Genomic DNA, 23,870 nt, shown 5'->3' on the forward strand with positions numbered 1-23,870 from the left:
ATGAGCCAAACCGAACCGAAAGACCAAGATCCCGTGTTCCAGCTGAAGGGCAGCATGCTCGCCATTACGGTGCTGGAGCTGTCCCGCAACGACCTGGACAGCCTCGATCGGCAATTGGCCGCCAAAGTCGCCCAGGCACCGAATTTCTTCAGCAACGCGCCGCTGGTTCTGGCGCTGGACAAACTGCCGCCCAGTGAAGGCGCAGTCGACCTGCCGGGCCTGATGCGTGTGTGCCGCCAGCACGGCCTGCGCACCCTGGCGATCCGCGCCAGCCGCATCGAAGACATTGCCGCCGCCATCGCCATCGACATCCCGGTACTGCCGCCGTCCGGCGCCCGCGAGCGACCGCTGGAAAGCGCTGAACCCGTCGCACCGAAGAAGCCGGAAAAACCGCCGGAGCCGGCCGTCAAACCGACCCGCGTCATCACCACGCCAGTACGTGGTGGCCAACAGATATATGCACAGGGTGGCGATCTGGTGGTGGTTTCCTCGGTCAGTCCGGGGGCGGAACTTCTCGCCGATGGCAACATCCATGTATACGGCCCGATGCGCGGTCGTGCGCTGGCCGGGGTCAAGGGCGACACCAAGGCGCGGATTTTCTGTCAGCAACTGAGCGCTGAACTGATCTCCATCGCAGGCCATTACAAGGTTTCCGAGGACCTGCGTCGCGATCCGATGTGGGGTTCGGGCGTACAGGTCAGCCTGTCGGGCGACGTGTTGAACATCATTCGGCTTTAACGGATACTGCCGCATTTTCCAAGCATCTCTAAAACGTAGCGAAAACGGCTCAAACGAAGTAGGAAAAAGGCCAAAAGCCGGATTCCAGCCAAGGCTGTCCGACTGCAGTAGTTTTCTAGAGATGTTTTTCAGGGGCTGAACAGTCCTTCTTCCTTAGGGGTGAAACACCTTGGCCAAGATTCTCGTGGTTACATCCGGCAAGGGTGGTGTGGGTAAGACCACCACCAGCGCCGCTATCGGTACCGGCCTCGCTCTGCGCGGCCACAAAACAGTGATCGTCGACTTCGACGTGGGCTTGCGTAACCTTGACCTGATCATGGGTTGCGAGCGCCGCGTGGTGTACGACTTCGTCAACGTCGTGAACGGCGAAGCCAACCTGCAACAGGCCCTGATCAAAGACAAGCGCCTGGAAAACCTCTACGTGCTGGCCGCCAGCCAGACCCGCGACAAAGACGCGCTGACCCAGGAAGGCGTGGAAAAAGTCCTGATGGAGCTCAAGGAACAATTCGAGTTCGTCGTCTGCGACTCCCCGGCGGGTATCGAAAAAGGCGCGCACCTGGCCATGTACTTCGCTGACGAAGCGATCGTCGTGACCAACCCGGAAGTGTCCTCGGTGCGTGACTCCGACCGCATGCTCGGCCTGCTGGCCAGCAAGTCCCGTCGCGCCGAGCGCGGTGAAGAGCCGATCCAGGAACACCTGCTGATCACCCGCTACCACCCGGAGCGCGTCGAAAAAGGCGAGATGCTGGGCGTCGAAGACGTCAAGGAAATCCTCGCCGTGCGCCTGCTGGGCGTCATTCCGGAATCCCAGGCCGTGCTCAAGGCCTCCAACCAGGGCGTACCTGTGATCCTCGATGATCAGAGCGACGCCGGCCAGGCCTACAGCGATACCGTTGATCGCCTGCTGGGCAAGGAAAAAGAACACCGGTTCCTGAATGTCGAGAAGAAGGGATTCTTCGAGCGTCTGTTTGGAGGTAGGTAATGAACCTTTTTGACTTCTTTCGTGCCAACAAAAAGCCAAGTACCGCCTCGGTCGCGAAAGAGCGTCTACAGATCATCGTGGCGCATGAACGCGGCCAGCGCAGCACCCCGGACTACCTGCCATCCTTGCAGAAGGAACTGGTGGAAGTGATCCGCAAGTACGTCAACATCGGCAACGACGACGTGCACGTGGCACTGGAGAGCCAGGGCAGCTGCTCGATTCTGGAACTCAACATCACCCTGCCAGACCGCTGAGTCGATCCGGCAGGAACGACGGCGGCTCAGGGCCCTTCCGACACCGGAGGGGCCCTGAGCCGCCGTTGGCATTTGTTACGAGGCTGTTTTAATGCCGTTGTCCAACGTCCAAATCATTCATCAGGACGCCGCCGTTCTGGTGGTGAACAAACCGACCCTGTTGCTCTCCGTCCCTGGCCGGGCCGACGACAACAAGGACTGCCTGATCACCCGCCTGCAGGAAAACGGCTACCCCGAAGCGCGTATCGTCCATCGCCTGGACTGGGAAACATCGGGGATCATTCTGCTGGCCCGTGACGCCGACACCCACCGTGAGCTGTCGCGCCAGTTTCACGATCGTGAAACAGAGAAAGCCTACACTGCGCTCTGCTGGGGTCAGCCGGAACTGGACAGCGGCAGCATCGATCTGCCCCTGCGCTACGATCCGCCGACCAAGCCGCGCCACGTGGTCGATCACGAACTCGGCAAACACGCCCTGACCTTCTGGCGCGTGCTGGAGCGTTGCGGCGACTGGTGCCGCGTCGAGCTCACGCCGATCACCGGGCGTTCGCACCAGTTGCGCGTGCACATGCTGTCGATCGGTCATCCGCTGCTCGGTGACGGGCTGTATGCCCACGAACAAGCCCTGGCCGCCTGGCCTCGTTTGTGCCTGCACGCGAGCATGCTCAGCTTCACCCATCCACAGTCCGGTGAGCGTTTGCGCTTCGAATGTCCGGCGCCTTTCTGACGCGCCACAATGTCCCAAGCATCAGGCCGATGCGTTAAACTCCCGCCCATTGCTGTCTGGAGCTTCTTATGCGCGAAGAGTTGAACCAAGGCCTGATCGACTTCCTCAAGGCCTCCCCTACCCCGTTCCACGCCACCGCCAGCCTTGTTCAACGCCTGGAGGCCGCCGGTTATGTGCGCCTCGACGAGCGCGAAACCTGGCACACCGAAGCCAATGGTCGTTACTACGTCACCCGTAACGATTCCTCGATCGTCGCGATCAAGATGGGCCGCAACTCGCCGCTGCACGACGGCATCCGTCTGGTCGGCGCCCACACCGACAGCCCGTGCCTGCGGGTCAAACCACAACCTGAATTGCAGCGCCAGGGCTTCTGGCAGCTCGGCGTCGAAGTCTACGGCGGTGCGCTGCTCGCGCCATGGTTCGACCGCGACCTGTCGCTGGCCGGCCGCGTCACCTTCCGCCGCGACGGCAAGGTCGAAAGCCAGTTGATCGACTTCAAGGCCCCGATCGCGATCATTCCCAACCTCGCGATCCACCTCAACCGTGAAGCCAACCAGGGCTGGGCGATCAATGCCCAGACCGAACTGCCGCCGATTCTCGCGCAGTTCGCCGGTGACGAGCGCGTGGACTTCCGCGCGGTGCTCACCGATCAACTGGCCCGCGAACACGGCCTCAACGCCGACGTGGTACTGGATTACGAGCTGAGTTTCTACGACACCCAGAGCGCTGCGGTCATCGGCCTGCATGGCGACTTCATCGCCGGTGCGCGCCTGGACAACCTGCTGTCGTGCTACGCCGGCCTGCAAGCCCTGCTGACCGCCGACACCGAAGAAACCTGCGTGCTGGTGTGCAACGACCACGAAGAAGTCGGCTCCTGTTCGGCCTGCGGCGCCGACGGCCCGATGCTCGAACAGACCCTGCGCCGCCTGCTGCCGGAAGGTGATGAATTCGTACGCACCATCCAGAAGTCCCTGCTGGTTTCTGCCGACAACGCCCACGGCGTGCACCCGAACTACGCCGAGAAGCACGACGCCAACCACGGCCCGAAACTCAACGCCGGCCCGGTGATCAAGGTCAACAGCAACCAGCGCTACGCCACCAACAGCGAAACCGCCGGTTTCTTCCGCCATCTGTGCATGGCCGAAGAAGTGCCGGTGCAAAGCTTCGTGGTGCGCAGCGACATGGGTTGCGGCTCGACCATCGGCCCGATCACCGCCAGCCATCTGGGCGTGCGCACGGTCGACATCGGCCTGCCGACCTTCGCCATGCACTCGATCCGCGAATTGTGTGGCAGCCATGACCTGGCACATCTGGTCAAAGTGCTGAGCGCGTTCTACGCCAGTCGCGAATTGCCGTAAAACACAGCAGGGATCGCAGCGCCTGGCTGCGATCCCTCGACCTGTAGAACCGGCTCATTTCTGATACACATCAGCACCGTCCATCGAAAACCCACCTAGACTTGAATAATCCCTTTCGACAAGGCTGTCGCCATGATCTCGATGTCTGCGTTTCACTCCATGCTCATTCCCATCCTGTGCGGAATGATTCTGCTGGCCATCGGCTTCAACTTCCGTGACAAGAACGCCGGTGTGTTCGCCATGTGGATCGGCATGCTGATGATCCTGGCCACCGTGGTCTACAAGATCCTGACCAAACTCAACGAATAAATCCGCGCCCGGCTCGCATTGAATCTGGCGGGCTCGTACACTCGCCCGATCCGCCCCTTGCGAGGTTGACCGCCTAGTGTTCGCTCGTCTTTTTGCCCTGCCCTGCCTCTTTCTTGTCTGCCTGATGACCCTGATGTCGCCGGCACCTGCCGACGCCGCCGGTCTGCCGGGACTGCTCACGGGTTCCGGCAAGACTCAGCCCGAAGCTCAGGAACCGCTCGGCCAGTCGCTGGACGAAGTCATCAAGTCGCTGGAAAACGACAAGCAACGTGCCCAGTTGCTGACCGACCTGAAGAAACTGCGCGATGCCACGAAAAAAGCCCAGGCCACCCCGGAAGAAGGGGTACTGGGACTGATCGGCGGCACCCTCGCCACTTTCGAAAAACAATTCTCTGGCGCCGACAGTCCGCTCAATCGCTGGTCTGCCGAATTCGACATGGCCCAGGACGAACTCAAAGGCCTGATGCTGCCGGCCAGCGAATGGCTGCCGATCATCTTCGCCTTCGCCGTGATCCTTGCCGTCTGGAGCCTGCTCGCCGCCGCGCTGATCTGGCTTGGTCATCGGGTACGCATGCGCTTCGGTCTGACTGAAGAACTGCCGCAACATCCCCGAGCCCTCGACATGCTGCGCTTCGCCCTGCGCAAGCTCGGGCCGTGGATGATCGCCCTGGTCATCACCGTGTACATGAGTTACGCGCTGCCATCGTCGCTGGGCAAAAGCCTGGCGATGGTGCTGGCTTATGCGCTGGTGGTCGGCACCTGTTTCTCGGCCATCTGCGTGATCGCCTTTTCCGTACTCGACGGCCCGCACCGTCATCGCGCGCTGTACATCCTGCGTCACCAGGCCTTTCGGCCGCTGTGGCTGATCGGCAGCTTCGCCGCGTTCGGTGAAGCCCTGAGCGATCCGCGACTGGTGGCCGGTCTCGGCGTGCACCTGGCCCACACCGCCGCTACAGTCGCCAACGTCCTCGCGGCGCTGTCGACCGGTCTGTTCATCCTGCGCTTCCGCCGGCCGATCGCCCACCTGATCCGCAACCAACCGCTGTCCCGCCGCCTGACCCGCCGCGCCCTCAGCGACACCATCGAAATCCTGGGCACCTTCTGGTACGTCCCGGCACTGGTGCTGGTGGGTATTTCGCTGTTCGCCACCTTCGTCTCCGCCGGCGATACCAGCACCGCCCTGCGCCAGTCGCTGATTTGCACCGTGCTGCTGGTGTTGTGCATGGTCATCAACGGCCTCGTCCGCCGCCACGCCCTCAAACCCCAACGCGGGCCGAAACGCCACGCGCTGTATTCCGAGCGTCTGAAAAGCTTCTTCTACACCCTCGCCCATTTGCTGGTGTGGCTGGCCTTCATCGAACTCGGCCTGCGGGTGTGGGGCATGTCACTGATCGGCTTCACCGAAGGCGAAGGCCACGACGTCAGCGTCAAACTGTTCAGCCTGATCGGCACGCTGATCTTCGCCTGGCTGATCTGGATCCTCAGCGACACCGCCGTGCACCACGCCCTCACCCGTTCACGCAAAGGCCTGGCCAACGCCCGCGCGCAAACCATGATGCCGCTGATCCGCAACGTGCTGTTCGTGGCGATCTTCATCATCGCCCTGATCGTCGCCCTGGCGAACATGGGCATGAACGTCACGCCCCTGCTGGCCGGTGCCGGCGTGATCGGCCTGGCGATCGGCTTCGGCGCCCAGTCACTCGTAGCAGACCTGATCACCGGCCTGTTCATCATCATCGAAGACTCTTTGGCCATCGACGACTACGTCGACGTCGGCGGCCACCTCGGCACCGTCGAAGGCCTGACCATCCGCACCGTACGCTTGCGGGACATCGACGGCATCGTCCACACCATCCCGTTCAGCGAAATCAAAAGCATCAAAAACTACTCACGGGAATTCGGCTACGCCATCTTCCGCGTCGCCGTGCCGTTCAACATGAGCATCGACGAAGCCATCAAACTGATGCGCGACGTCGGCCAGAAAATGCGCACAGATCCACTGCAGCGGCGCAACATCTGGTCACCGTTGGAGTTTCAGGGCGTGGAAAGTTTCGAGTCCGGCAACGCGATATTGCGTGCAAGATTCAAGACCGCACCGATCAAACAATGGGAAGTTTCACGGGCGTTCAATCTGTCGCTCAAACGACATCTGGATGAAGCCGGCCTGGACCTGGCGACGCCGAGGATGAATGTGCAAGTGATCACAGCGGGTGGTGGTGGCCAAACTCAAGAATAGGCCGGAGAATCGGGCCGACCTCAAGGCCCTCATCGCTGCAAGCCAGCTCCCACAGAGAGCAAAAGCAACACATATGCCCTCCCACCACTCAAAACAATGAGCGTTAGCTCGAGTTCCGCTCTTGACGTGCCGGCCCCATCGGCCGGCTGAGTGGAGGGATTCATCCGGGGGTGGGAGCGCAGCGACCGTGCGGCGCAGCCGCATGCATCGAGAGGAGGTGCAGCGAAGCAAACCGTAGGCGATGCCCCCGGATGAATCCCGGAACGAAGGGACGCCGAGCCACAGCGAGGGGCCGAACGCAGGGGCCCAGACCTTTTGGTTACTTTTGGGGCGTTTGCCAAAAGTGACCCGCCGTAAGGGCGGAACCATAAGCCGCAACACCCGAAGAAACGGATATTCACCCCAAACGATCAAACAACATCAACCCCAACGTGAATCGCATCATGCCGCCAAAACTCCAGATCACAATCAATCAACCGCCCAAACTGATCATAATTAACCCGAGCAATCCTCAACCCCGGACTCCCCACCGACACCCGCAACGCCGCCGCCGCATCGACCGATAAAGACGTAGGCACAATCTCGAACCGCACCCGCCCATAGTGCAAATCGTAATGCCGCGCATACAGCTCGGTAATCGACTGATTCAGATCAAACTCAAGAATCCCCGGAAAAAACTGCGGATTCAGATAATGCTCCACATACAACACCAGTCGTCCATCGATCCGCCGCGACCGGCAAATCTGAATCACGCTCGACAACGCCGGCAACTGCAACCACGCACACACCGCTGCTGACGCCGGCTGCAAGCGCGCCGAAATCACCTCGGTCGACGGCACCCGCCCCTGCGCACTGACCATCGCGTGAAAGTGACTGCGCTGCATCAGGTTGTAAGCCAGACGCGGCGGCGACACGAACCAGCCCCGACGCTCCTCGCGATAAATCTGGCCCTGCGCCTCCAGCTGCAACAAGGCTTCACGCACCGTAATCCGGGTCGTGCCGAACAACTCGCTGAGCTTGCGCTCCGCTGGCAGTTTGCTCCCCGCTGCGAGCAACCCATGGTCGAGTTGTTCCTGAAGGATCTGGCCAATCGCTGTCACCGCTTTTGTTGCCTCATCGCGCATCAACGTTACCTATCTGGACTAGACCAGCACTGTTTCGGGGCAAAAACCGCACAGCGATAGCGCCGCTTGGTCGTGTTGCAAGCCTAGGCAGTGCAGATGACCGAGAGATGACAAAACTACCGAACGGTCGCCCTGACAACTTGCAATACATCGGCCAAGTCCCTGTCCACCGGGACTTTGCGGGTGGTCTACGCTTACCGGGCACTCGTCGATACCGGAGAAAGAAAAGGCTGGGCGACCCATCGCCGACATCAAAGTGTCATCCGGCCACCTTAAATTGGCTCAGGTATTGCTGACCTAGACCAACACAAACCGCAATCGCAGCGTTGAACACGACCAAGGAGCTTCGGAATGAAACAGCTTTTCCTGGCAACACTGTTAGGCTCGACCATTGCCATGTGCACCGCCGCCATGGCGGCTGATGATCTGAAAACCCTCGAAGCCGCTGCGAAAGCGGAAGGTGCCGTCAACAGCGTCGGCATGCCCGATGACTGGGCCAACTGGAAAGGTACCTGGGAAGACCTGGCCAGGAAATACGGCCTGAAACACATCGACACCGACATGAGTTCGGCCCAGGAAATCGCCAAGTTCGCCGCCGAAAAAGACAACGCCACCGCCGACATCGGCGACGTCGGCGCGGCCTTCGGCCCGATCGCGGTCAAGCAAGGCGTGGTGCAACCGTACAAGCCGAGCACCTGGGATCAAGTGCCGGACTGGGCCAAGGACAAGGACGGCAACTGGGCACTGGCCTACACCGGCACCATCGCCTTCATCGTCAACAAGAAGCTGCTGCACGGTTCCGAAGTGCCGACCAAATGGGCTGACCTCAAGGGCGGCAAATACAAGGTTTCCATCGGTGACGTGAGCACTGCCGCACAAGCTGCCAACGGCGTGCTCGCCGCAGCACTGGCCAACGGCGGTGACGAGAAAAACCTTCAGCCGGCCCTGCTGCTGTTCGCAGACATCGCCAAGCAGGGTCGCCTGTCGATGGCCAACCCGACCATCGCCACCATGGAAAAAGGCGAGATCGAAGTTGGCGTGGTCTGGGACTTCAACGGCCTGAGCTACAAGGCCAAGATGGCCAACCCGGATGACTACGTGGTGCTGATCCCGTCCGACGGTTCGGTGATTTCCGGCTACACCACCATCATCAACAAATACGCGAAGAACCCGAACGCCGCCAAGCTGACCCGCGAATACATCTTCAGCGATGCCGGCCAGACTAACCTCGCCCGCGGCAACGCTCGCCCGATCCGCGCCGAGCACCTGCAACTGCCGGAAGACGTGAAAGCCAAGCTGCTGCCGAACGAGCAGTACAAGAAGGTCACACCGATCAAGGACGCCGATGCGTGGGAGAAAACCTCCAAGGCCCTGCCGCAGAAGTGGAACGAAGAAGTCATCGTAGAAATGAAGTAAGCCCGTAAACCCAACAGGGTTTGACGCAAAACTCTGTGGGAGCGGGCTTGCCCGCGATGGCAATTTCACATTCAACAAATGTGNCTTCGCGGGCAAGCCCGCTCCCACAGGATCCGTGTCGATTTCGAGTTTTCCGATTTATTGTTTCGCGGAGTTTTTGCCCCTATGAAGCACACCGTCATCCTTGTCGTGCTCGACGGCCTCAACTACGAGGTCGCGCGTCACGCCATGGGGCATCTGCAGGCTTACGTTGGCGCAGGACGCGCCGCGCTCTACCAGTTGGAGTGCGAGTTGCCGGCCCTGTCCCGACCACTTTACGAATGCATCCTCACGGGCGTACCGCCGATCGACAGCGGCATCGTCCACAACAACGTCTCGCGCCTGTCCAATCAGCGCAGCATCTATCACTACGCCCGCGATGCCGGTCTGAAAACCGCCGCTGCGGCGTACCACTGGGTCAGCGAGCTGTACAACCGCTCGCCGTTCGTAGCCGCCAGAGATCGTCATACCGATGACCCGACGCTACCGATCCAGCATGGCCACTTCTACTGGAACGATCACTATCCGGACTCGCACCTGTTCGCCGACGCCGAAAACCTGCGCCTGCGCCATGCCCCGGATTTTCTGCTGATCCATCCGATGAACATCGACGACGCCGGGCACAAGCACGGCCTCGACACCCCGCAATACCGCAACAGCGCACGCAGCGCCGACATCATCCTCGCCGACTACCTGCAAGGCTGGCTCGACGCCGGTTGCCAGGTGCTGGTGACCGCCGACCACGGCATGAACAACGACCGCTCGCACAACGGCCTGCTGCCGGAAGAACGCCAGGTTCCGCTGTTCGTACTCGGCGACGCCTTCAGCCTGAAAGCCGATGCCGCACCGAAGCAGACCGACATCTGCGGCACGGTCTGCGAGCTGCTCGGCGTGCCCCACGACAAACCTGTGTGCCGGGAGTTGCTCAAGTGAACTCAATGACTCGCGGCAAATGGCTCGCCGCCCTATGCCTGGTGCCTTTCGCACTGTTCTTTATCGTGTTCGAAATCGCCCCGCTGATCTGGGTGATGATCAACAGCCTGCAATCGGAAGAATTCGGTTGGGGCTTTGCCAACTTCAGCAAGATCTTCAATTCGAAGTTCTATCTGCAGGCGATCCAGTACAGCCTCGAAATCAGTTTCTGGTCGAGTGTGTTCGGGATCATCATCGCCGTGCTGGGCGCCTACTCCCTGCGCCGGGTCGATTCAAAATTGCGCAACTTCGTCAACGCCTTCGCCAACATGACCAGCAACTTCGCCGGCGTGCCCCTTGCGTTTGCGTTCATCATCCTGCTCGGCTTCAACGGCAGCATCACCATCATGCTGAAGCAGGCCGGGATCATCGAGGACTTCAACCTGTATTCGAAAACCGGGTTGATCATCCTCTACACCTACTTCCAGATTCCCCTCGGCGTGTTGCTGCTGTACCCGGCATTCGACGCCCTGCGTGAAGACTGGCGCGAATCCGCCGCACTGCTCGGCGCCGACAGCTGGCAGTTCTGGCGCCACATCGGTCTGCCGGTACTGACCCCGGCCCTGCTCGGCACCTTCGTGATCCTGCTGGCCAACGCCCTCGGCGCTTACGCCACGGTCTACGCCCTGACCACCGGCAACTTCAACGTATTGCCGATCCGGATTGCGGCGATGGTCTCCGGTGACATTTCCCTCGACCCGAACCTGGCCAGCGCCCTGGCCGTGGTGCTGGTGGCGCTGATGACCCTGGTGACTGTCGTGCACCAACTGCTGTTGAAGAGGAGCTACCATGTCTCGCGCTGAATCCGGCCCGGCCGGCGTCTACCACCGCGTCGTGGTCTATCTGTTGTTCGCCATCCTGCTGCTGCCGCTGGTGGGCACGCTGATCTACTCGATTGCCAGCAGTTGGTCGGCCACCATCCTGCCCAGCGGTTTCACACTCAAGTGGTACATCCAGTTGTGGAGCGATCCGCGCTTTCTTCACGCCTTCGGCCAGTCGCTGCTGGTGTGCGTCGGGGCGCTGATCCTCTCGGTGGTGCTGATCCTGCCGCTGCTGTTCGTGGTGCATTACCACTTCCCGAAACTCGATGCGCTGATGAACATCCTGATCCTGCTGCCCTTCGCAGTGCCGCCGGTGGTGTCGTCGGTGGGGCTGTTGCAGCTCTACGGTTCCGGACCGTTTGCGATGGTCGGCACGCCGTGGATCCTGATCGGTTGCTACTTCACTGTGGCGCTGCCGTTCATGTACCGGGCCATCACCAACAACCTGCAAGCGATCAACCTGCGTGACCTGATGGACGCCGCCCAACTGCTCGGCGCCAGCACCTTTCAGGCAGCTTTCCTGGTGGTGCTGCCGAACCTGCGCAAGGGCCTGATGATCGCATTGCTGTTGTCGTTCTCGTTCCTGTTCGGTGAGTTCGTGTTCGCCAACATTCTGGTCGGCACCCGCTACGAAACCCTGCAGGTCTACCTCAACAACATGCGCAACAGCAGCGGCCACTTCACCAGTGCGCTGGTGATCTCCTACTTCTTTTTCGTGCTGGTCCTGACCTGGGTAGCCAACATCTTGAACAAGGACAAAAGCGAATGAGCTATGTCAGCGTCCAACACCTTCAGAAAAACTACGCCGGCACCACGGTGTTCAGCGACATCAACTGCGAAATCCAGAAGGGTGAATTCGTCACCCTGCTCGGCCCGTCCGGTTGCGGCAAATCCACCCTGTTGCGTTGCATCGCCGGGCTGACGCCGGTGGATGGCGGCAAGATTCTGCTCGATGGTGTCGACATCGTGCCGCTAACACCGCAGAAGCGCGGGATCGGCATGGTGTTCCAGAGCTACGCGCTGTTCCCCAACATGACCGTCGAACAGAACGTCGCCTTCGGTTTGCGCATGCAAAAGGTCAATGCCGACGACAGCCACAAGCGGGTTGCCGAAGTGTTGAAACTGGTTGAACTCAACGATTTCGCCAGTCGCTATCCACATCAGCTGTCCGGCGGACAGTGCCAGCGGGTCGCCCTCGCCCGCTCGCTGGTGACCCGTCCGCGCCTGTTGCTGCTGGATGAACCGCTGTCGGCCCTCGATGCACGGATTCGCAAACACTTGCGCGAACAGATCCGTCAGATCCAGCGCGAACTGGGCCTGACAACGATTTTCGTCACACACGATCAGGAAGAAGCCCTGACCATGTCTGACCGCATTTTCCTGATGAATCAGGGAAAGATCGTACAAAGCGGCGACGCCGAAACCCTCTACACCGCCCCGGTCGACGTATTCGCCGCCGGCTTCATCGGCAACTACAACCTGCTGGATGCGCAGAGTGCGTCGAAACTGTTGCAGCGGCCGATCAACCACCGCATTGCGATTCGCCCGGAGGCCATCGAACTTAGCCTCAACGGGGAGCCCGACGCGCAAATCCGCAGCCACAGCCTGCTGGGCAACGTGATTCGCTACCGCGTCGAAGCCCGGGGCGTGGAACTGGTGGTGGATGTACTCAACCGCTCGGCGGCGGATCTGCATCCTGACGGCCAACGCCTGTCGCTTTCCATCGATCCCACCGCCCTGTGTGAGGTAGCTTGAAAACAGCTGCAAGCTTCGAGCTACAAGCTTCAAGCTGTAGACTGCGGCATACCTGATTCCAATTCTTGCTGCTCGAAGCTTGTAGCTTGCAGCTGTTCTCGGAGAGAACCGATGGCCCTGGCAATTTTTGATCTGGACGAAACCTTGATCCACGGCGACTGCGCCACGCTCTGGAGCGAGCAGATGGGGCGCCTGGGCTGGGTCGATCCCGAGTCGTTCATGCGCCGGAACAACGAGCTGATGGACGCCTACAGCCATGGCAAGTTGCGCATGGAAGACTACATGGACTTCAGCCTCGAACCGCTGATCGGTCGCACCCCGGAGGAAGTCGAGCACTTGGTTGGCCCATGGGTTGAAGATTTCATCGAGCCGATCATCTTCAGCGACGCCACCAAAACCATCGCCGCCCATCGCAAGGCCGGTGACCGGATTCTGGTGATCTCGGCCTCGGGCACGCACCTGGTCAAACCGATTGCCGATCGGCTGGGCATCGACGAGGTGCTGGGAATCGAACTGGAAGTGGCGCATGGCGTGTACAGCGGCCGCACCGTGGGCACGCTGACCTACCGCGAAGGCAAGATCACCCGCTTGCTGGAATGGCTGGATGCCGAAGAGGAAAATCTTGAGGGCGCGAGTTTCTATTCCGACTCACGCAATGACCTGCCGCTGCTGCTGAAGGTGGATTACCCGCATGTGGTCAATCCGGATCCGGTGTTGCTGGCAGAGGCCGAGAAGTCCGGCTGGCCGATCCACCTCTGGAAGTAAGCGATGGTCTTGTGGGAGCAGCCCTGCTCCCACAAGCATTGATGATCAGCTCAGGCTTTCGTCGATCACCAGCACCAGCTTCCCTGCCACGGTGTTGCTCGCAAGTTCTGCAAACGCAGCCTCGGCATCCTTGATCGGGAACGCCTTGGCCAGTTGCGCCTTCAGGCGCCCTTCGGAAAACAGCGGCCACACGTGCTGGCTCAGATCGCTGAACAGATCGGCCTTGAACTGATCGTCACGGCTGCGCAGGGTCGAGCCCAGCAGTTGCACGCGCTTGGCCAGCACCTGGGCCAGATCCAGTTTTGCCTCACGGCCGCCCATCAGACCGATCAGCACCCAGCGTCCGTCCTGGGCCAGCAACTTCAGATTCAACGCCGAATAATTGCCGCCCACCGGATCCAGAATCACATCGAACGGCCCGAAATCCCGCAGGCTTTCCAGATCGTCGGTGCGCACCACCCCGCCCTGGGCACCCAGCGATTCGCAGTAGGCCAGCCGCTCGGCCGAGCCGACGCTGACCCAGCACGGATTGCCGAAAGCCTTGCACAGTTGAATGGCGGCTGAGCCGATGCCACTGGCTCCGGCGTGCAGAAGAACTTTCTCACCCGGTTTGAGCGCAGCGAGTTGAAACACATTCAGCCAGACGGTCGCGTAAACCTCGGGCAACGCCGCCGCTTCAATCAGCGACACGCCTTCCGGAACCGGCAGCACATGCCGTCCGTCGACGACCACCTCTTGCGCCATCCCGCCCCCGGCCAGCAAGGCGCAGACCCGGTCACCGACCTGCCAGGACGAGCCCGCGCCGACCTCGCTGATCACCCCGGAGCATTCAAGACCCAGCACTTGGCTGGCACCTGGAGGGGGTGGATAAAGTCCGGCTTTCTGTAATAAATCCGCGCGATTGAGGCCCGCTGCCGCCACCCGGATGCGAACTTGTCCTACATCACATGTAGGACTTGGTTCATCAACCCATGCCACTTGACCTTCAACGCCTTGCAATGCCTTCACAGTGCCTCCATAGTGAGTCTGGACTGAGCCCGAAGCTGTAGCGCCGGGCTTTTTGCATTATGCGACCGGCCCTGGGGTCTGAACGAACGCTGAACAGCAGTTATCGTACAGAGCGTAGAGGTACCGGCGACTTCAAAGACGGCCTAATATGCGTTATCAATTGTCCCCGCGTCGAATCAGCATGAAGCATCTGCTCCCCAGCACCGCCCTCGCTCTTTTCATCGGTATCGGTCTGTTGCCGGTGTCGGGCACCACATTCGCAGCCAACAGCTGGGACAAGTTACAGCCTGATCGCGACGAAGTGATCGCCAGTCTGAACGTCGTCGAGTTGCTCAAGCGTCACCACTACAGCAAGCCGCCGCTCGACGATGCGCGCTCGGTGATCATCTACGACAGCTACATCAAGCTGCTCGACCCGTCGCGCAGCTATTTCATGGCCAGCGACATCGCCGAATTCGACAAGTGGAAGACCCAGTTCGACGACTTCCTCAAGAGCGGCGACCTCAACGCCGGGTTCACCATCTACAAGCGCTATCTGGATCGCGTGAAGGCGCGTCTGGACTTCGCCCTTGCCGAGCTGAACAAAGGCGTCGACAAGATGGACTTCACCACCAAGGAAACCTTGCTGATCGATCGCAAGGACGCTCCGTGGCTCAAGTCCACCGCCGAACTCGATGACCTGTGGCGCAAACGCGTCAAGGACGAAGTGCTGCGGCAGAAGATCGCCGGCAAAGAGCCGAAGCAGATCCAGGAAACCCTGACCAAACGCTACAAGAATCAACTGGCGCGTCTGGACCAGACCCGCGCCGAAGACATCTTCCAGGCGTACATCAACACCTTCGCCATGTCTTACGATCCGCACACCAACTATCTGTCGCCGGATAACGCGGAGAACTTCGACATCAACATGAGCCTGTCCCTCGAGGGCATCGGCGCCGTGTTGCAGAGCGACAACGATCAGGTGAAAGTCGTGCGTCTGGTGCCGGCAGGCCCGGCCGACAAGACCAAGCAGGTTGCTCCTGCCGACAAGATCATCGGCGTTGCCCAAGGCAACAAGGAGATGGTCGACGTGGTCGGCTGGCGTCTGGACGAAGTGGTCAAACTCATCCGTGGCCCGAAAGGCACCGTGGTGCGTCTGGAAGTCATCCCGGCCAGCAATGCGCCGAACGACCAGACCAGCAAGATCGTGCCGATCACCCGTGAAGCGGTGAAGCTCGAAGACCAGGCCGTGAAGAAGTCCGTGCTTAACCTGAAACAGGACGGCAAGGACTACAAGCTGGGCGTGATCGAGATTCCGGCGTTTTACCTCGACTTCAAGGCCTTCCGTGCCGGCGATCCGGACTACAAGAGCACCACTCGCGACGTCAAGAAACTGCTGACCGAACTGCAGAAAGAGAAAGTCGACGGCGTGGTCATCGACCTGCGCAACAACGGCGGCGGTTCCCTGCAGGAAGCCACCGAGCTGACCAGCCTGTTCATCGACAAGGGCCCGACCGTGCTCGTGCGTAACGCCGATGGCCGGGTCGATGTACTTGAGGATGAAAACCCGGGCGCGTTCTACAAAGGCCCGATGGCGCTGCTGGTCAACCGCCTGTCCGCCTCGGCTTCGGAGATCTTCGCCGGCGCCATGCAGGACTACCACCGTGCGCTGATCATCGGTGGCCAGACCTTCGGCAAAGGCACCGTGCAGACCATTCAGCCGCTGAACCATGGCGAACTGAAACTGACACTGGCCAAGTTCTACCGGGTTTCCGGCCAGAGCACCCAGCATCAGGGCGTACTGCCGGACATCGATTACCCGTCGATCATCGACACCAAGGAAATCGGCGAAAGCGCCCTGCCGGAAGCCATGCCGTGGGACACCATCCGTGCGGCGATCAAACCGGCGAGCGATCCGTTCAAGCCGTACCTGGCCCAGCTGAAATCCGAGCATGACACCCGTTCCGCCAAGGACGCGGAGTTCGTGTTCATCCGCGACAAGCTGGCCCTGGCGCAGAAGCTGCTGGAAGAGAAAACCGTCAGCCTCAATGAAGCCGAACGCCGTGCCCAGCACGCCGACATCGACGCCAAGCAACTGGCGATGGAAAACATCCGTCGCAAGGCCAAAGGCGAAGAACCGCTCAAAGAGTTGAAGAAAGAAGACGACGACGCCCTGGCAGCCGCCGAGCCGGACAAGGTCAAACCGGAAGACGACGCCTACCTGAGCGAGACCGGGCGCGTGCTGCTGGATTACCTGAAGCTGAGCAACCAGGTCGCAAAGAAGTAAGGTGATGGCAATTTAATGCTGACGATCCCCGGATCGTCATCAAACAGTCATCATTCTGTCGTGCAATAAAGGACTGGGAGCGGTTCTCTTCATCGAGAACGCTCCCGGTCCTTTTTTATCGCCAGAGATTGCCATGACCACGACCGAACAGCTGAGTGCCTTGAGCTCAATCCTGACTCAAAGCGGATTACACAGCCTGTTCCAGCCGATCATTTGCCTCTCCGAACGGCGCATTCTCGGCTACGAAGCCCTGACCCGCGGCCCGTCCAACAGCCCACTGCACTCCCCCATTGCCCTGTTCGCCGTGGCCCGCCAGGCCGGGCGCTTGAGCGAACTGGAAATCGCCTGCCGCCAGAGCGCCTGTCGTCGTTTCAACGAACAGCAATTGCCGGGCAAGCTGTTTCTCAACGTCTCTCCCGAATCCTTGCTTGAAGCCGCGCACCAGCCGGGGCGCACGCTGCAGCTGCTTCAGGATTTCGGCATTCCACCGAGTCAGGTGGTGATCGAACTCACCGAACAGACGCCAATCGATGATTTCCAGTTGCTGCAAACAGCACTGCATCACTATCGGGCGATGGGGTTTTCGATCGCCCTCGATGATCTTGGGGCCGGTTATTCGAGCCTGCGCCTGTGGTCGGAGCTGCGGCCGGATTACGTGAAGATCGACCGGCACTTTATCGACGGCATTCATCAGGATGCGTTGAAGCGCGAGTTTGTCGGATCGATCCTGCAAATCGCCAAGGCCTCGCGAGCTCAAGTGATTGCCGAAGGCATCGAGTTGCCGGAAGAGTTGGCGGTGCTGACCGAGATGGGTGTGGATCTGGTGCAGGGCTACCTGCTGGGTCGCCCTCAGGAACACCCGCCGCGCGATGCCCGCGCCTTGATGCCCAAACACGACAGCAGCGCCGTTGCACTGAACGATGAAGGCAGCGATCTCAGCGCTCTGCTCAACGATCAACCGGCCGTGAATCGCGAAACACCGACTGCCACCGTACTGGAAGCCTTCCGCCGCCAGGCCAACCTGAACTCGCTGGCTGTGCTCGACGAACAGGGTCAGCCGTGCGGCATCGTTCATCGTCACTCGTTATCCGATGCGCTGCTCAAACCGTTCGCCACCGACCTGTTCGCCCGCAAACCGATCAGCCGCCTGATGAACGACGACTTCCTCGCCGTGGAAATGAGCCAGTCGCTGCAACAGGTCAGCCGCCTGATCACCAGCCGCGCCCGGCAACGCATCGAAGAAGACTTCATCATCACCCTCAACGGCAGCTACCTGGGCCTGGGCCGGGTGATTGACGTGCTCAAACTGATTACCGAGCTGAAAATCCAGCAGGCCCGCTATGCCAATCCGCTGACGTTGTTGCCGGGGAATGTGCCGATTCAGCAATGTTTGACTCGATTGCTGCAACAGGGGCGCGAGTCGGTCATTTGTTATGTCGACATCGACAGCTTCAAACCCTTTAACGATATCTATGGGTATGGGCGTGGGGATGAGGTGTTGCTGTGTCTGGCGCAATGCCTCAACGAACGCGTCGACCCGTCCCGCGATTTCGTCGGGCATATCGGCGGCGACGATTTCCTGTTGGTGCTCGGCCCGGAGGATTGGCGCAAACGGCTGAACCAATTGCTTGATGACTTCCAGAGCCAATGCCGACGCTTCTACCGCCCGGAACATCTTGAGGCTGGATGTTTTGTTGCGCCGAACCGCCAGGGTATTCGTCAGGAGTTTCCGTTGCTGTCATTGTCCATTGGCGTGGTGCATCTGCATCCTGAAGCGTGTGAGCAGCTGGATGCGAGTCAGTTGGCAGAGATGGCTTCGCAGGCGAAGCATCATGCGAAGAATGTTCCGGGGTATAGCGTGCATGTGATTGATAGCCTTACCGTCCCAGAACTCCTTGCTCCACAAACAATAGGCCAACGCTAATATCCCCCAACACCCAAAATACCCTGTGAGAACTGGCTTGCTCGCAGAGTGGGGGCGGCCACTACGACTTTTCCATATAAAATTCAAACCACCCGCTATCAAATTTCCGCTTTTTTCTATTTTCGACGAATCCACTTCCTTCAATCAATCCATCTCTTCTAACTCCAGAACTGCGAGGGGATGGAATTTTTCTGCAGCCTTTATCATCCAGAATTCGGCTTTAGACCTATCTCTCCGCACCCCCAACAACCCCTCTAAGTATATTTTTCCAAGTTCATACTGTGCATTTGGCTCATCTGCTTCCGCAGCCTCTCTAAATAATTGAATCGCCACATCTGTATTAATAGGTCCTCCTTCGCCATCTCTGAGCATTTTGGCCAAGTTCGTTTTAGCATAAGAGCTACCAAGTTTCGCGGACTTGTTATACCAGGACCTTGCCTCCACATCACTCTTTATAACTCCTCGCCCATTCTTATACATATCAGCCAATCTATTTTGAGCATAACTATCACCGCTTTCAGCACCCTTCTTATTCCAATAAGCCTCAGCAGACTCATCCTTCTCTACAAGCTGACCTTTTCGATAAATCTGGGACAAAACAAGATATGAGGTCACATGTCCCTGCGCTGCAGCCTTTAAATATAAATCCATGGCAGCGCTATCGCTCTTTGGTATATTTCTTGACACATATCGCCCACGATCATACATTTGCGCCAATCCGAATTGAGCATTAGCATTTCCTTGCTCTGCCGCTAATCGATACCAAACTAAAGCTTCTTCTTCATTTTTTGCGTTCCACGTGCCAACGAGTTTTCTAGCTAGTTCGGCTTGCGCAACAGCATTACCTTGCTCCGCAGCAAGACGAAACCAATCTATGGAGTATCTTCCCCCTAATTCAACCGCTCCGCAGAGGTTCTGGCTCGCAGCGTATCCAAATGCTAATTGTCCTTCCGAATTTCCAGTTAAAGCAACTTTATGAAGTTTATCCGCTGCTGGATGACACTTCCCCTGCTCCATTAAACTGAGAAGATCTCCCGCGTCATCAGCTAAAACATCCGTCATGATCGCCAAGGATAAAGCACATACAAATACTTTAATAAAAAATAGAACCGAAACCATTACCAGCCCTCCAAATCCAATTGCCAACTTCGAATATTAGCATTACCACAAAGACTGATCTTCCAAACCAGCCCGGTACAGATCCACCTCCCACTCTTCAAGTGCCGCCCCATATATTTCTTCAAAAAAAACTCTAGAATTAAAGATTTCAGTCTCGTCCCAAGCCAAATAGATATTCGCTTCATCATCACTTTTAAACAAGGATGAAAAGTCAAAACTAGGGAACAACAGTGCATCTTTCAGCATTTCAACTAACAAAAACCGGTGCCGATATGTCAAACATTCGAATCGACGCAATATATATTTTCGAATAACTACAGCTCTATCCCCTTGATCATTTGGATTATAAGCCCACAATTCTGCCCCGAGAGTTTCCTCTCTATCAAACACGGAAATCCCACCCAACCAATAATGCATTGTAGGCTCAAATGGCGTATTAAACTTAGGCCACCTCAACATATTGTCACTCCTCAATCTGGAAAAGCCGTATAAGGCTTGCCACTTACTTGATCAAACCTAACCTCTGAAAAATTAAGATCCTTTATGAATTTAGGATTGTTTTTATCTTTCTTATTCGGCTTGTAGCCTCTACCTCCACCAGGCATCTCTTTTCTAATAACAGGATCTCCATCCTGGGTATAGCCTGTTGGAGTAGGATTCTTTCTCTCCATCCTAGTTACTGCATCATTTATTGCGTTAAGTTGTAGCAACCAGGTTTTAAATTGAGAGCTAGGTCTTATTGGACCTTTCTGACCTTTTTGGGTTGGATGACTACCGTCAATGGATCTCTGCTTCAGCGCCTTATCAGATATCTCTGGGTTATGCTTCGCGACGGTGTGCATTTTGTACTTTTTCTCCAGTTTCAAAACTTCACGCTTCGCGTTCGCCTCCGCCAACTCATCAATCCTCGCCCGCCGCTCCTGCGCAGTCATCTTTGGCAGCGCTGGCTCACCTTCATGAACCTTGACGCCACTGACATCACCAGGCACCGGACATCCCGGCTTATTCGGCGGCGGACAATTGGAGCTCAACCCCAACGGATCCACCCACCCCGTCGGATTCGGCACGTACTGGTACTGGTTCAGTCCACCCGCCAGCTTCACCGGATCCGGCGTCAGGTACCGCCCCACGTCCGGGTCGTAGTACCGGTGCCGGTTGTAATGCAGCCCGCTTTCCTCATCGAAGTACTGCCCCTGAAACCGTAGTGGCTGGTTCAAGTAGTCCTCGGTCGCGAGCTCCAGCGAGGTGACCTTGCCGTAGGCGCTGTATTTGGCTGACCAGACGATCTCGCCGCTGTAGTCGGTCAACTCCTGCGGGGTGCCGAGGTGGTCGAGTTGGTAGTAGAACGGGCAGGCGCGTTTCGGGCCTTTGCCGTCGAGCATGGCCAATGGGCGGAAGGTGCCGGGTTCGTAGATGAAACTGCGGTGCTGTTCCTGGCTGCTTTCGGCGATCAGGTGGTCGCCTTGCCAGAAGAACTCGGTGGTCTGGCCGTTGACGGTTTTGCGGATGCGCCGGCCGAAGGCGTCGTATTGGTAGGTGGCGCTGGTGCCGTCGGGGCGGGTGAGGCCGATCAGGCGGTGCTGGCTGTCGTAGCGGTATTCGGTGACGAGGGTTTGCGCACGGCCACGGCGTTCGCGGATCAGGTTGCCGAAGGCGTCGTAGTCGTAGTGCCGGTCGCCCTGCATTTGCAGGCGATTGCCTTTGATCTGCGTCGGGCCGGGGCGATCCTGCATCAGCAGGTTGCCGGCCGGGTCGTGGGCGAAGGTTTCCGGCACATCGTCGCGGGTGTGGCGCACGCGGATCAGCCGGTCGAGGGCGTCGTAGGTGTAGCTGCGCTGGCCGTGGCGGGTGTCGGCGATGTGTTCGAGGTTGCCGTTGGCGCTGTAGGCAAAGTCGCGACGGTACAGCGCACTGCGTTGATGGCCTACGGCGTGGGCGCGTAAGCGGCCCTGTTCATCGTAGGCATATTCGCTGAGCAGCAGGCCTTGCTGGCGCTGCTGTTCGCGGCCGTTCTGGTAGACGTGACGGGTGAGCAAGGCGCCGTTGAGGTCAATCGCGGTCAGCGCGCCGCCCTTGGCGTAGTGATAATCGAGCTTGCTGTTGTCCGGCAGGCGCATCCGGCTGAGCTGGCCGCAGGCGTCGTAGGTGTAACGCAGGGTGCCCCAGCCCTGATGCTCGCGCACCAGCCGGTCCTGCAGGTCATATTCGAAGGCCAGCGGGTGATCCTGGCCGTCATCCACGCCGACCAAACGGCCTAAACGGTCATACCGGTAGCTGACCTCGACCCCGTCCGGCAGGGTCTTGAGCAGCAATCGCCCAGCAGCATCACGTTGATAGCCGGTGACCAGCGTCGAGCCGTCGTCGCCGAACTCGGTCTTTTCCAGCAGGTGGCCGTTGCGGTCGTAGGCGTAAGCGGTACGCCGGCCATCGAAGCCGGTTTCCTGTCGGATCAGTCCGGTGGGCGTGTAGTCCAGCCGGTACTTTTCGCCGGACTCGTTCTCGATTTCCGTGAGCAACAGCTGCGCATGGTCGTAGCGGTACCGGAGTTGCGTGCCGTCGGGGTTGATCCGCCGGCTGACCAAATGCAGGTCATCGTCATATTCGTAGCGGGTGATGCGCCCCAGTTCATCGCGCTCGGCGGTGATCTGGCCGTAGGCGCTGTAGGACCAGGCGCGGGTGGCGCCATTCGGCGAGGTGGTCTGGATCAGCCGGCCAACGGCGTCCCAGGCGTGACGGGTGACCGCGCCATGTTCGTCTTGAACCGTCGTCCGCCGCCCCAACGCATCGTAGGAAAACTTGCGAACCCCACCGTCCGGCAGACTTTCTTCGACCAATTGGCCCAGGTCGTTCCACACGAACACATGCCGACCCGAATCCGGATAACGGATCGACAGCAACCGCCCCTGTGCATCGCGGTGGTAGTGGGTGACATGGCCATCCGGATCGACCGCCTCGGTGATGTCACCCTGGGCATTGCGCCGGTACGTCCACACCGCATCGCCACGTGAACGACTGTGCAGGAAACCATTGCGGTACTCGTAGGACGTCGGCGCATCGTCCGGCGGAATCAGCGCGATCAGCCGTCCGGCATCGTCGTAGCGGTATTCGGTGACCGCCCCCAGCGCATCCTGCTCGGCGACCAGCCGGCCTTGCGCGTCATAGGCCTTGAGCTGCTCACCACCGTCGGCGGCAACCTGACGCACCATCCGCGCGGTGTCGTCGTGGACGTAAGTTTCTTCAGTGCCATCGACGTAATGCACCGTGACACGGCCGGCGTCATCCCAGACGTAACGCGTATCCATCTGCGAAAACGAGGCCCAGTGCCGCACGCAACGCGCCGCCTTGCCGGCGCGCTCCCACGCCCAGAAGAAGCTCGCGCCGCCGGCCAGTTGCCGTTGCAGGATGACGTGCTGGTCGTCGTAGTCGTAACGCTCGCTTTCGCCGACCGCATTGGTCGCCTCGATCAATCGATGACGGGCGTCGTACCGATAACGGGCGAGGGTCTGCTCGGTGCGCCAGGCAGACTCCCGAAAAACCTGATAATCGACCGCGACCAGATGCGCCCGCTCATAGCGCAGCAACAAGGAACGACCAGCGCCGTTGTCGAGGCGCTCAATGCGATCCAGGCGATCCCGCGTAATACGCAACCGGTTACCGTAGGCATCGCTGACCGCCGTCAGACGCCCAGCCCGAAAGTGATAAAACCGCGCCGCCTCACCCGCCAGCGCAACAATCAGCTCCTGCGGCTCATCCCCCAGAAAGATCGCCGCCCGCGACAAGCTGTTGTGGATTTCCGGCCGCTCGACACTCGGCAACGGAAACCGCGTGCGCCGGTTCTCGTGGTCAACCCAGACCACCGCAGCGCCATCGACCTCCAGCCGATGCGCCAGCGAGTGACTCCAGCCAAACCCCAGCCCGACATCGATCTCGACCGCACTGGTGCGATACAAGCGGCTGAACTCAAACGGCAGCAGCCCGTCGAGCACGCCATCGGTCAGCGTCAGCAGCTCTTCGCCGGTGACCATCGACACCGGACACCCGTTGGTGCAGGTTCGGG

The 23,870-nt window shown here is 59.4% G+C and carries 20 protein-coding genes; 15 read left to right on the forward strand and 5 right to left on the reverse strand.

The window, feature by feature from the left end:
• The 7 genes from minC (at window position 1) to ACTJK7_RS26970 (ending at window position 6,604) form a co-directional block, all read left to right on the forward strand.
• Window positions 1-738 carry a septum site-determining protein MinC gene (minC, locus tag ACTJK7_RS26940; RefSeq protein ID WP_007960063.1) on the forward strand — a complete coding sequence of 246 codons (738 nt, stop codon included), beginning with the start codon at window positions 1-3 and terminating at the stop codon, window positions 736-738.
• A 169-nt stretch (window positions 739-907) separates the two neighbouring features.
• Window positions 908-1,720: a septum site-determining protein MinD gene (gene minD, locus ACTJK7_RS26945; protein ID WP_064378705.1), complete on the forward strand. Its 813-nt coding sequence runs from the start codon at window positions 908-910 to the stop codon at window positions 1,718-1,720.
• On the forward strand, window positions 1,720-1,974 hold the full coding sequence (gene minE, locus ACTJK7_RS26950; RefSeq protein WP_007960071.1) for a cell division topological specificity factor MinE: 255 nt from the start codon (window positions 1,720-1,722) through the stop codon (window positions 1,972-1,974). Before minD ends, minE begins: the two co-directional genes overlap by 1 nt.
• Window positions 1,975-2,065: 91 nt before the next feature.
• Complete coding sequence (locus ACTJK7_RS26955; RefSeq protein WP_007960072.1) at window positions 2,066-2,701, forward strand: RluA family pseudouridine synthase; 636 nt, start codon at window positions 2,066-2,068, stop codon at window positions 2,699-2,701.
• A gap of 68 nt (window positions 2,702-2,769) precedes the next feature.
• Window positions 2,770-4,059: a M18 family aminopeptidase gene (locus ACTJK7_RS26960; protein ID WP_007960074.1), complete on the forward strand. Its 1,290-nt coding sequence runs from the start codon at window positions 2,770-2,772 to the stop codon at window positions 4,057-4,059.
• Window positions 4,060-4,191: 132 nt separating this feature from the next.
• Window positions 4,192-4,368, forward strand: coding sequence for a hypothetical protein (locus ACTJK7_RS26965; RefSeq protein WP_323151158.1), 177 nt, complete (start codon window positions 4,192-4,194; stop codon window positions 4,366-4,368).
• A 76-nt stretch (window positions 4,369-4,444) separates the two neighbouring features.
• Complete coding sequence (locus tag ACTJK7_RS26970; RefSeq protein WP_064378703.1) at window positions 4,445-6,604, forward strand: mechanosensitive ion channel family protein; 2,160 nt, start codon at window positions 4,445-4,447, stop codon at window positions 6,602-6,604.
• 410 nt (window positions 6,605-7,014) lie between these two features.
• Here the strand turns inward: ACTJK7_RS26970 and ACTJK7_RS26975 are convergent, their stop codons facing one another.
• Window positions 7,015-7,728, reverse strand: coding sequence for a UTRA domain-containing protein (locus ACTJK7_RS26975; protein ID WP_011333178.1), 714 nt, complete (start codon window positions 7,726-7,728; stop codon window positions 7,015-7,017).
• Between the two features lie 351 nt (window positions 7,729-8,079).
• On the opposite strand from ACTJK7_RS26975, the gene ACTJK7_RS26980 reads away from it, so the two are divergent.
• The 6 genes from ACTJK7_RS26980 to ACTJK7_RS27005 all read left to right on the forward strand — a co-directional run bounded on the left by ACTJK7_RS26980 (window position 8,080) and on the right by ACTJK7_RS27005 (window position 13,496).
• Entirely contained in the window at window positions 8,080-9,144 is a 1,065-nt protein-coding gene (locus tag ACTJK7_RS26980) for an ABC transporter substrate-binding protein (protein WP_085655722.1), read from the forward strand.
• 165 nt (window positions 9,145-9,309) lie between these two features.
• On the forward strand, window positions 9,310-10,116 hold the full coding sequence (locus ACTJK7_RS26985) for an alkaline phosphatase family protein (protein ID WP_323151159.1): 807 nt from the start codon (window positions 9,310-9,312) through the stop codon (window positions 10,114-10,116).
• 5 nt (window positions 10,117-10,121) lie between these two features.
• Window positions 10,122-10,958, forward strand: a complete 837-nt coding sequence (locus tag ACTJK7_RS26990; protein ID WP_011333175.1) for an ABC transporter permease — start codon at window positions 10,122-10,124, stop codon at window positions 10,956-10,958.
• The gene (locus ACTJK7_RS26995) at window positions 10,945-11,745 is read left to right on the forward strand and encodes an ABC transporter permease (protein ID WP_197869564.1); all 801 of its coding nucleotides are present in this window, start codon (window positions 10,945-10,947) and stop codon (window positions 11,743-11,745) included. The genes ACTJK7_RS26990 and ACTJK7_RS26995 overlap by 14 nt, the downstream gene beginning before the upstream one ends.
• Entirely contained in the window at window positions 11,742-12,731 is a 990-nt protein-coding gene (locus tag ACTJK7_RS27000) for an ABC transporter ATP-binding protein (RefSeq protein WP_085655720.1), read from the forward strand. Before ACTJK7_RS26995 ends, ACTJK7_RS27000 begins: the two co-directional genes overlap by 4 nt.
• Before the next feature lie 111 nt (window positions 12,732-12,842).
• Window positions 12,843-13,496: an HAD family hydrolase gene (locus tag ACTJK7_RS27005; RefSeq protein WP_064378699.1), complete on the forward strand. Its 654-nt coding sequence runs from the start codon at window positions 12,843-12,845 to the stop codon at window positions 13,494-13,496.
• A gap of 45 nt (window positions 13,497-13,541) precedes the next feature.
• Here ACTJK7_RS27005 and ACTJK7_RS27010 read toward each other — a convergent pair whose 3' ends face one another.
• Window positions 13,542-14,504 carry a zinc-binding dehydrogenase gene (locus ACTJK7_RS27010; protein WP_064378698.1) on the reverse strand — a complete coding sequence of 321 codons (963 nt, stop codon included), beginning with the start codon at window positions 14,502-14,504 and terminating at the stop codon, window positions 13,542-13,544.
• A gap of 181 nt (window positions 14,505-14,685) precedes the next feature.
• Here ACTJK7_RS27010 and ACTJK7_RS27015 point away from each other — a divergent pair, with 181 nt between their 5' ends.
• Together ACTJK7_RS27015 and ACTJK7_RS27020 are read left to right on the forward strand one after the other, a co-directional pair.
• Window positions 14,686-16,770: a carboxy terminal-processing peptidase gene (locus ACTJK7_RS27015; RefSeq protein ID WP_170929008.1), complete on the forward strand. Its 2,085-nt coding sequence runs from the start codon at window positions 14,686-14,688 to the stop codon at window positions 16,768-16,770.
• 133 nt (window positions 16,771-16,903) lie between these two features.
• Window positions 16,904-18,694 (forward strand): bifunctional diguanylate cyclase/phosphodiesterase, encoded by a 1,791-nt coding sequence (locus ACTJK7_RS27020; RefSeq protein WP_108560418.1) that lies wholly within the window; start codon window positions 16,904-16,906, stop codon window positions 18,692-18,694.
• A 144-nt stretch (window positions 18,695-18,838) separates the two neighbouring features.
• Here the strand turns inward: ACTJK7_RS27020 and ACTJK7_RS27025 are convergent, their stop codons facing one another.
• The 3 genes from ACTJK7_RS27025 to ACTJK7_RS27035 all read right to left on the reverse strand — a co-directional run.
• Window positions 18,839-19,813 (reverse strand): tetratricopeptide repeat protein, encoded by a 975-nt coding sequence (locus tag ACTJK7_RS27025; RefSeq protein WP_108560415.1) that lies wholly within the window; start codon window positions 19,811-19,813, stop codon window positions 18,839-18,841.
• A gap of 42 nt (window positions 19,814-19,855) precedes the next feature.
• Entirely contained in the window at window positions 19,856-20,230 is a 375-nt protein-coding gene (locus ACTJK7_RS27030; protein WP_234420609.1) for a hypothetical protein, read from the reverse strand.
• A gap of 53 nt (window positions 20,231-20,283) precedes the next feature.
• Window positions 20,284-23,870 (reverse strand): RHS repeat-associated core domain-containing protein (locus ACTJK7_RS27035; RefSeq protein WP_440819236.1); only part of this gene is annotated, 3,587 nt, incomplete at its 5' end.

It is taken from the genome of Pseudomonas sp. 22085 (genome assembly GCF_052045815.1).
Lineage (GTDB): Bacteria > Pseudomonadota > Gammaproteobacteria > Pseudomonadales > Pseudomonadaceae > Aquipseudomonas > Aquipseudomonas glycinae.

What these genes read in the sequence shown, in the direction of transcription:
- ACTJK7_RS26985 (WP_323151159.1), top strand. Translation starts at nt 9,310, where the DNA reads ATGAAGCACACCGTCATCCTTGTCGTGCTCGACGGCCTCAACTACGAG.
- ACTJK7_RS26980 (WP_085655722.1), top strand. Translation starts at nt 8,080, where the DNA reads ATGAAACAGCTTTTCCTGGCAACACTGTTAGGCTCGACCATTGCCATG.
- ACTJK7_RS26990 (WP_011333175.1), top strand. Translation starts at nt 10,122, where the DNA reads ATGACTCGCGGCAAATGGCTCGCCGCCCTATGCCTGGTGCCTTTCGCA.
- ACTJK7_RS27020 (WP_108560418.1), top strand. Translation starts at nt 16,904, where the DNA reads ATGACCACGACCGAACAGCTGAGTGCCTTGAGCTCAATCCTGACTCAA.
- ACTJK7_RS26960 (WP_007960074.1), top strand. Translation starts at nt 2,770, where the DNA reads ATGCGCGAAGAGTTGAACCAAGGCCTGATCGACTTCCTCAAGGCCTCC.
- ACTJK7_RS27005 (WP_064378699.1), top strand. Translation starts at nt 12,843, where the DNA reads ATGGCCCTGGCAATTTTTGATCTGGACGAAACCTTGATCCACGGCGAC.
- ACTJK7_RS26955 (WP_007960072.1), top strand. Translation starts at nt 2,066, where the DNA reads ATGCCGTTGTCCAACGTCCAAATCATTCATCAGGACGCCGCCGTTCTG.
- ACTJK7_RS27030 (WP_234420609.1), bottom strand. Translation starts at nt 20,230, where the DNA reads ATGCATTATTGGTTGGGTGGGATTTCCGTGTTTGATAGAGAGGAAACT.
- ACTJK7_RS27000 (WP_085655720.1), top strand. Translation starts at nt 11,742, where the DNA reads ATGAGCTATGTCAGCGTCCAACACCTTCAGAAAAACTACGCCGGCACC.
- minE (WP_007960071.1), top strand. Translation starts at nt 1,720, where the DNA reads ATGAACCTTTTTGACTTCTTTCGTGCCAACAAAAAGCCAAGTACCGCC.
- ACTJK7_RS27015 (WP_170929008.1), top strand. Translation starts at nt 14,686, where the DNA reads ATGAAGCATCTGCTCCCCAGCACCGCCCTCGCTCTTTTCATCGGTATC.
- minC (WP_007960063.1), top strand. Translation starts at nt 1, where the DNA reads ATGAGCCAAACCGAACCGAAAGACCAAGATCCCGTGTTCCAGCTGAAG.
- ACTJK7_RS26995 (WP_197869564.1), top strand. Translation starts at nt 10,945, where the DNA reads ATGTCTCGCGCTGAATCCGGCCCGGCCGGCGTCTACCACCGCGTCGTG.
- ACTJK7_RS26965 (WP_323151158.1), top strand. Translation starts at nt 4,192, where the DNA reads ATGATCTCGATGTCTGCGTTTCACTCCATGCTCATTCCCATCCTGTGC.
- ACTJK7_RS27025 (WP_108560415.1), bottom strand. Translation starts at nt 19,813, where the DNA reads ATGGTTTCGGTTCTATTTTTTATTAAAGTATTTGTATGTGCTTTATCC.
- ACTJK7_RS26975 (WP_011333178.1), bottom strand. Translation starts at nt 7,728, where the DNA reads ATGCGCGATGAGGCAACAAAAGCGGTGACAGCGATTGGCCAGATCCTT.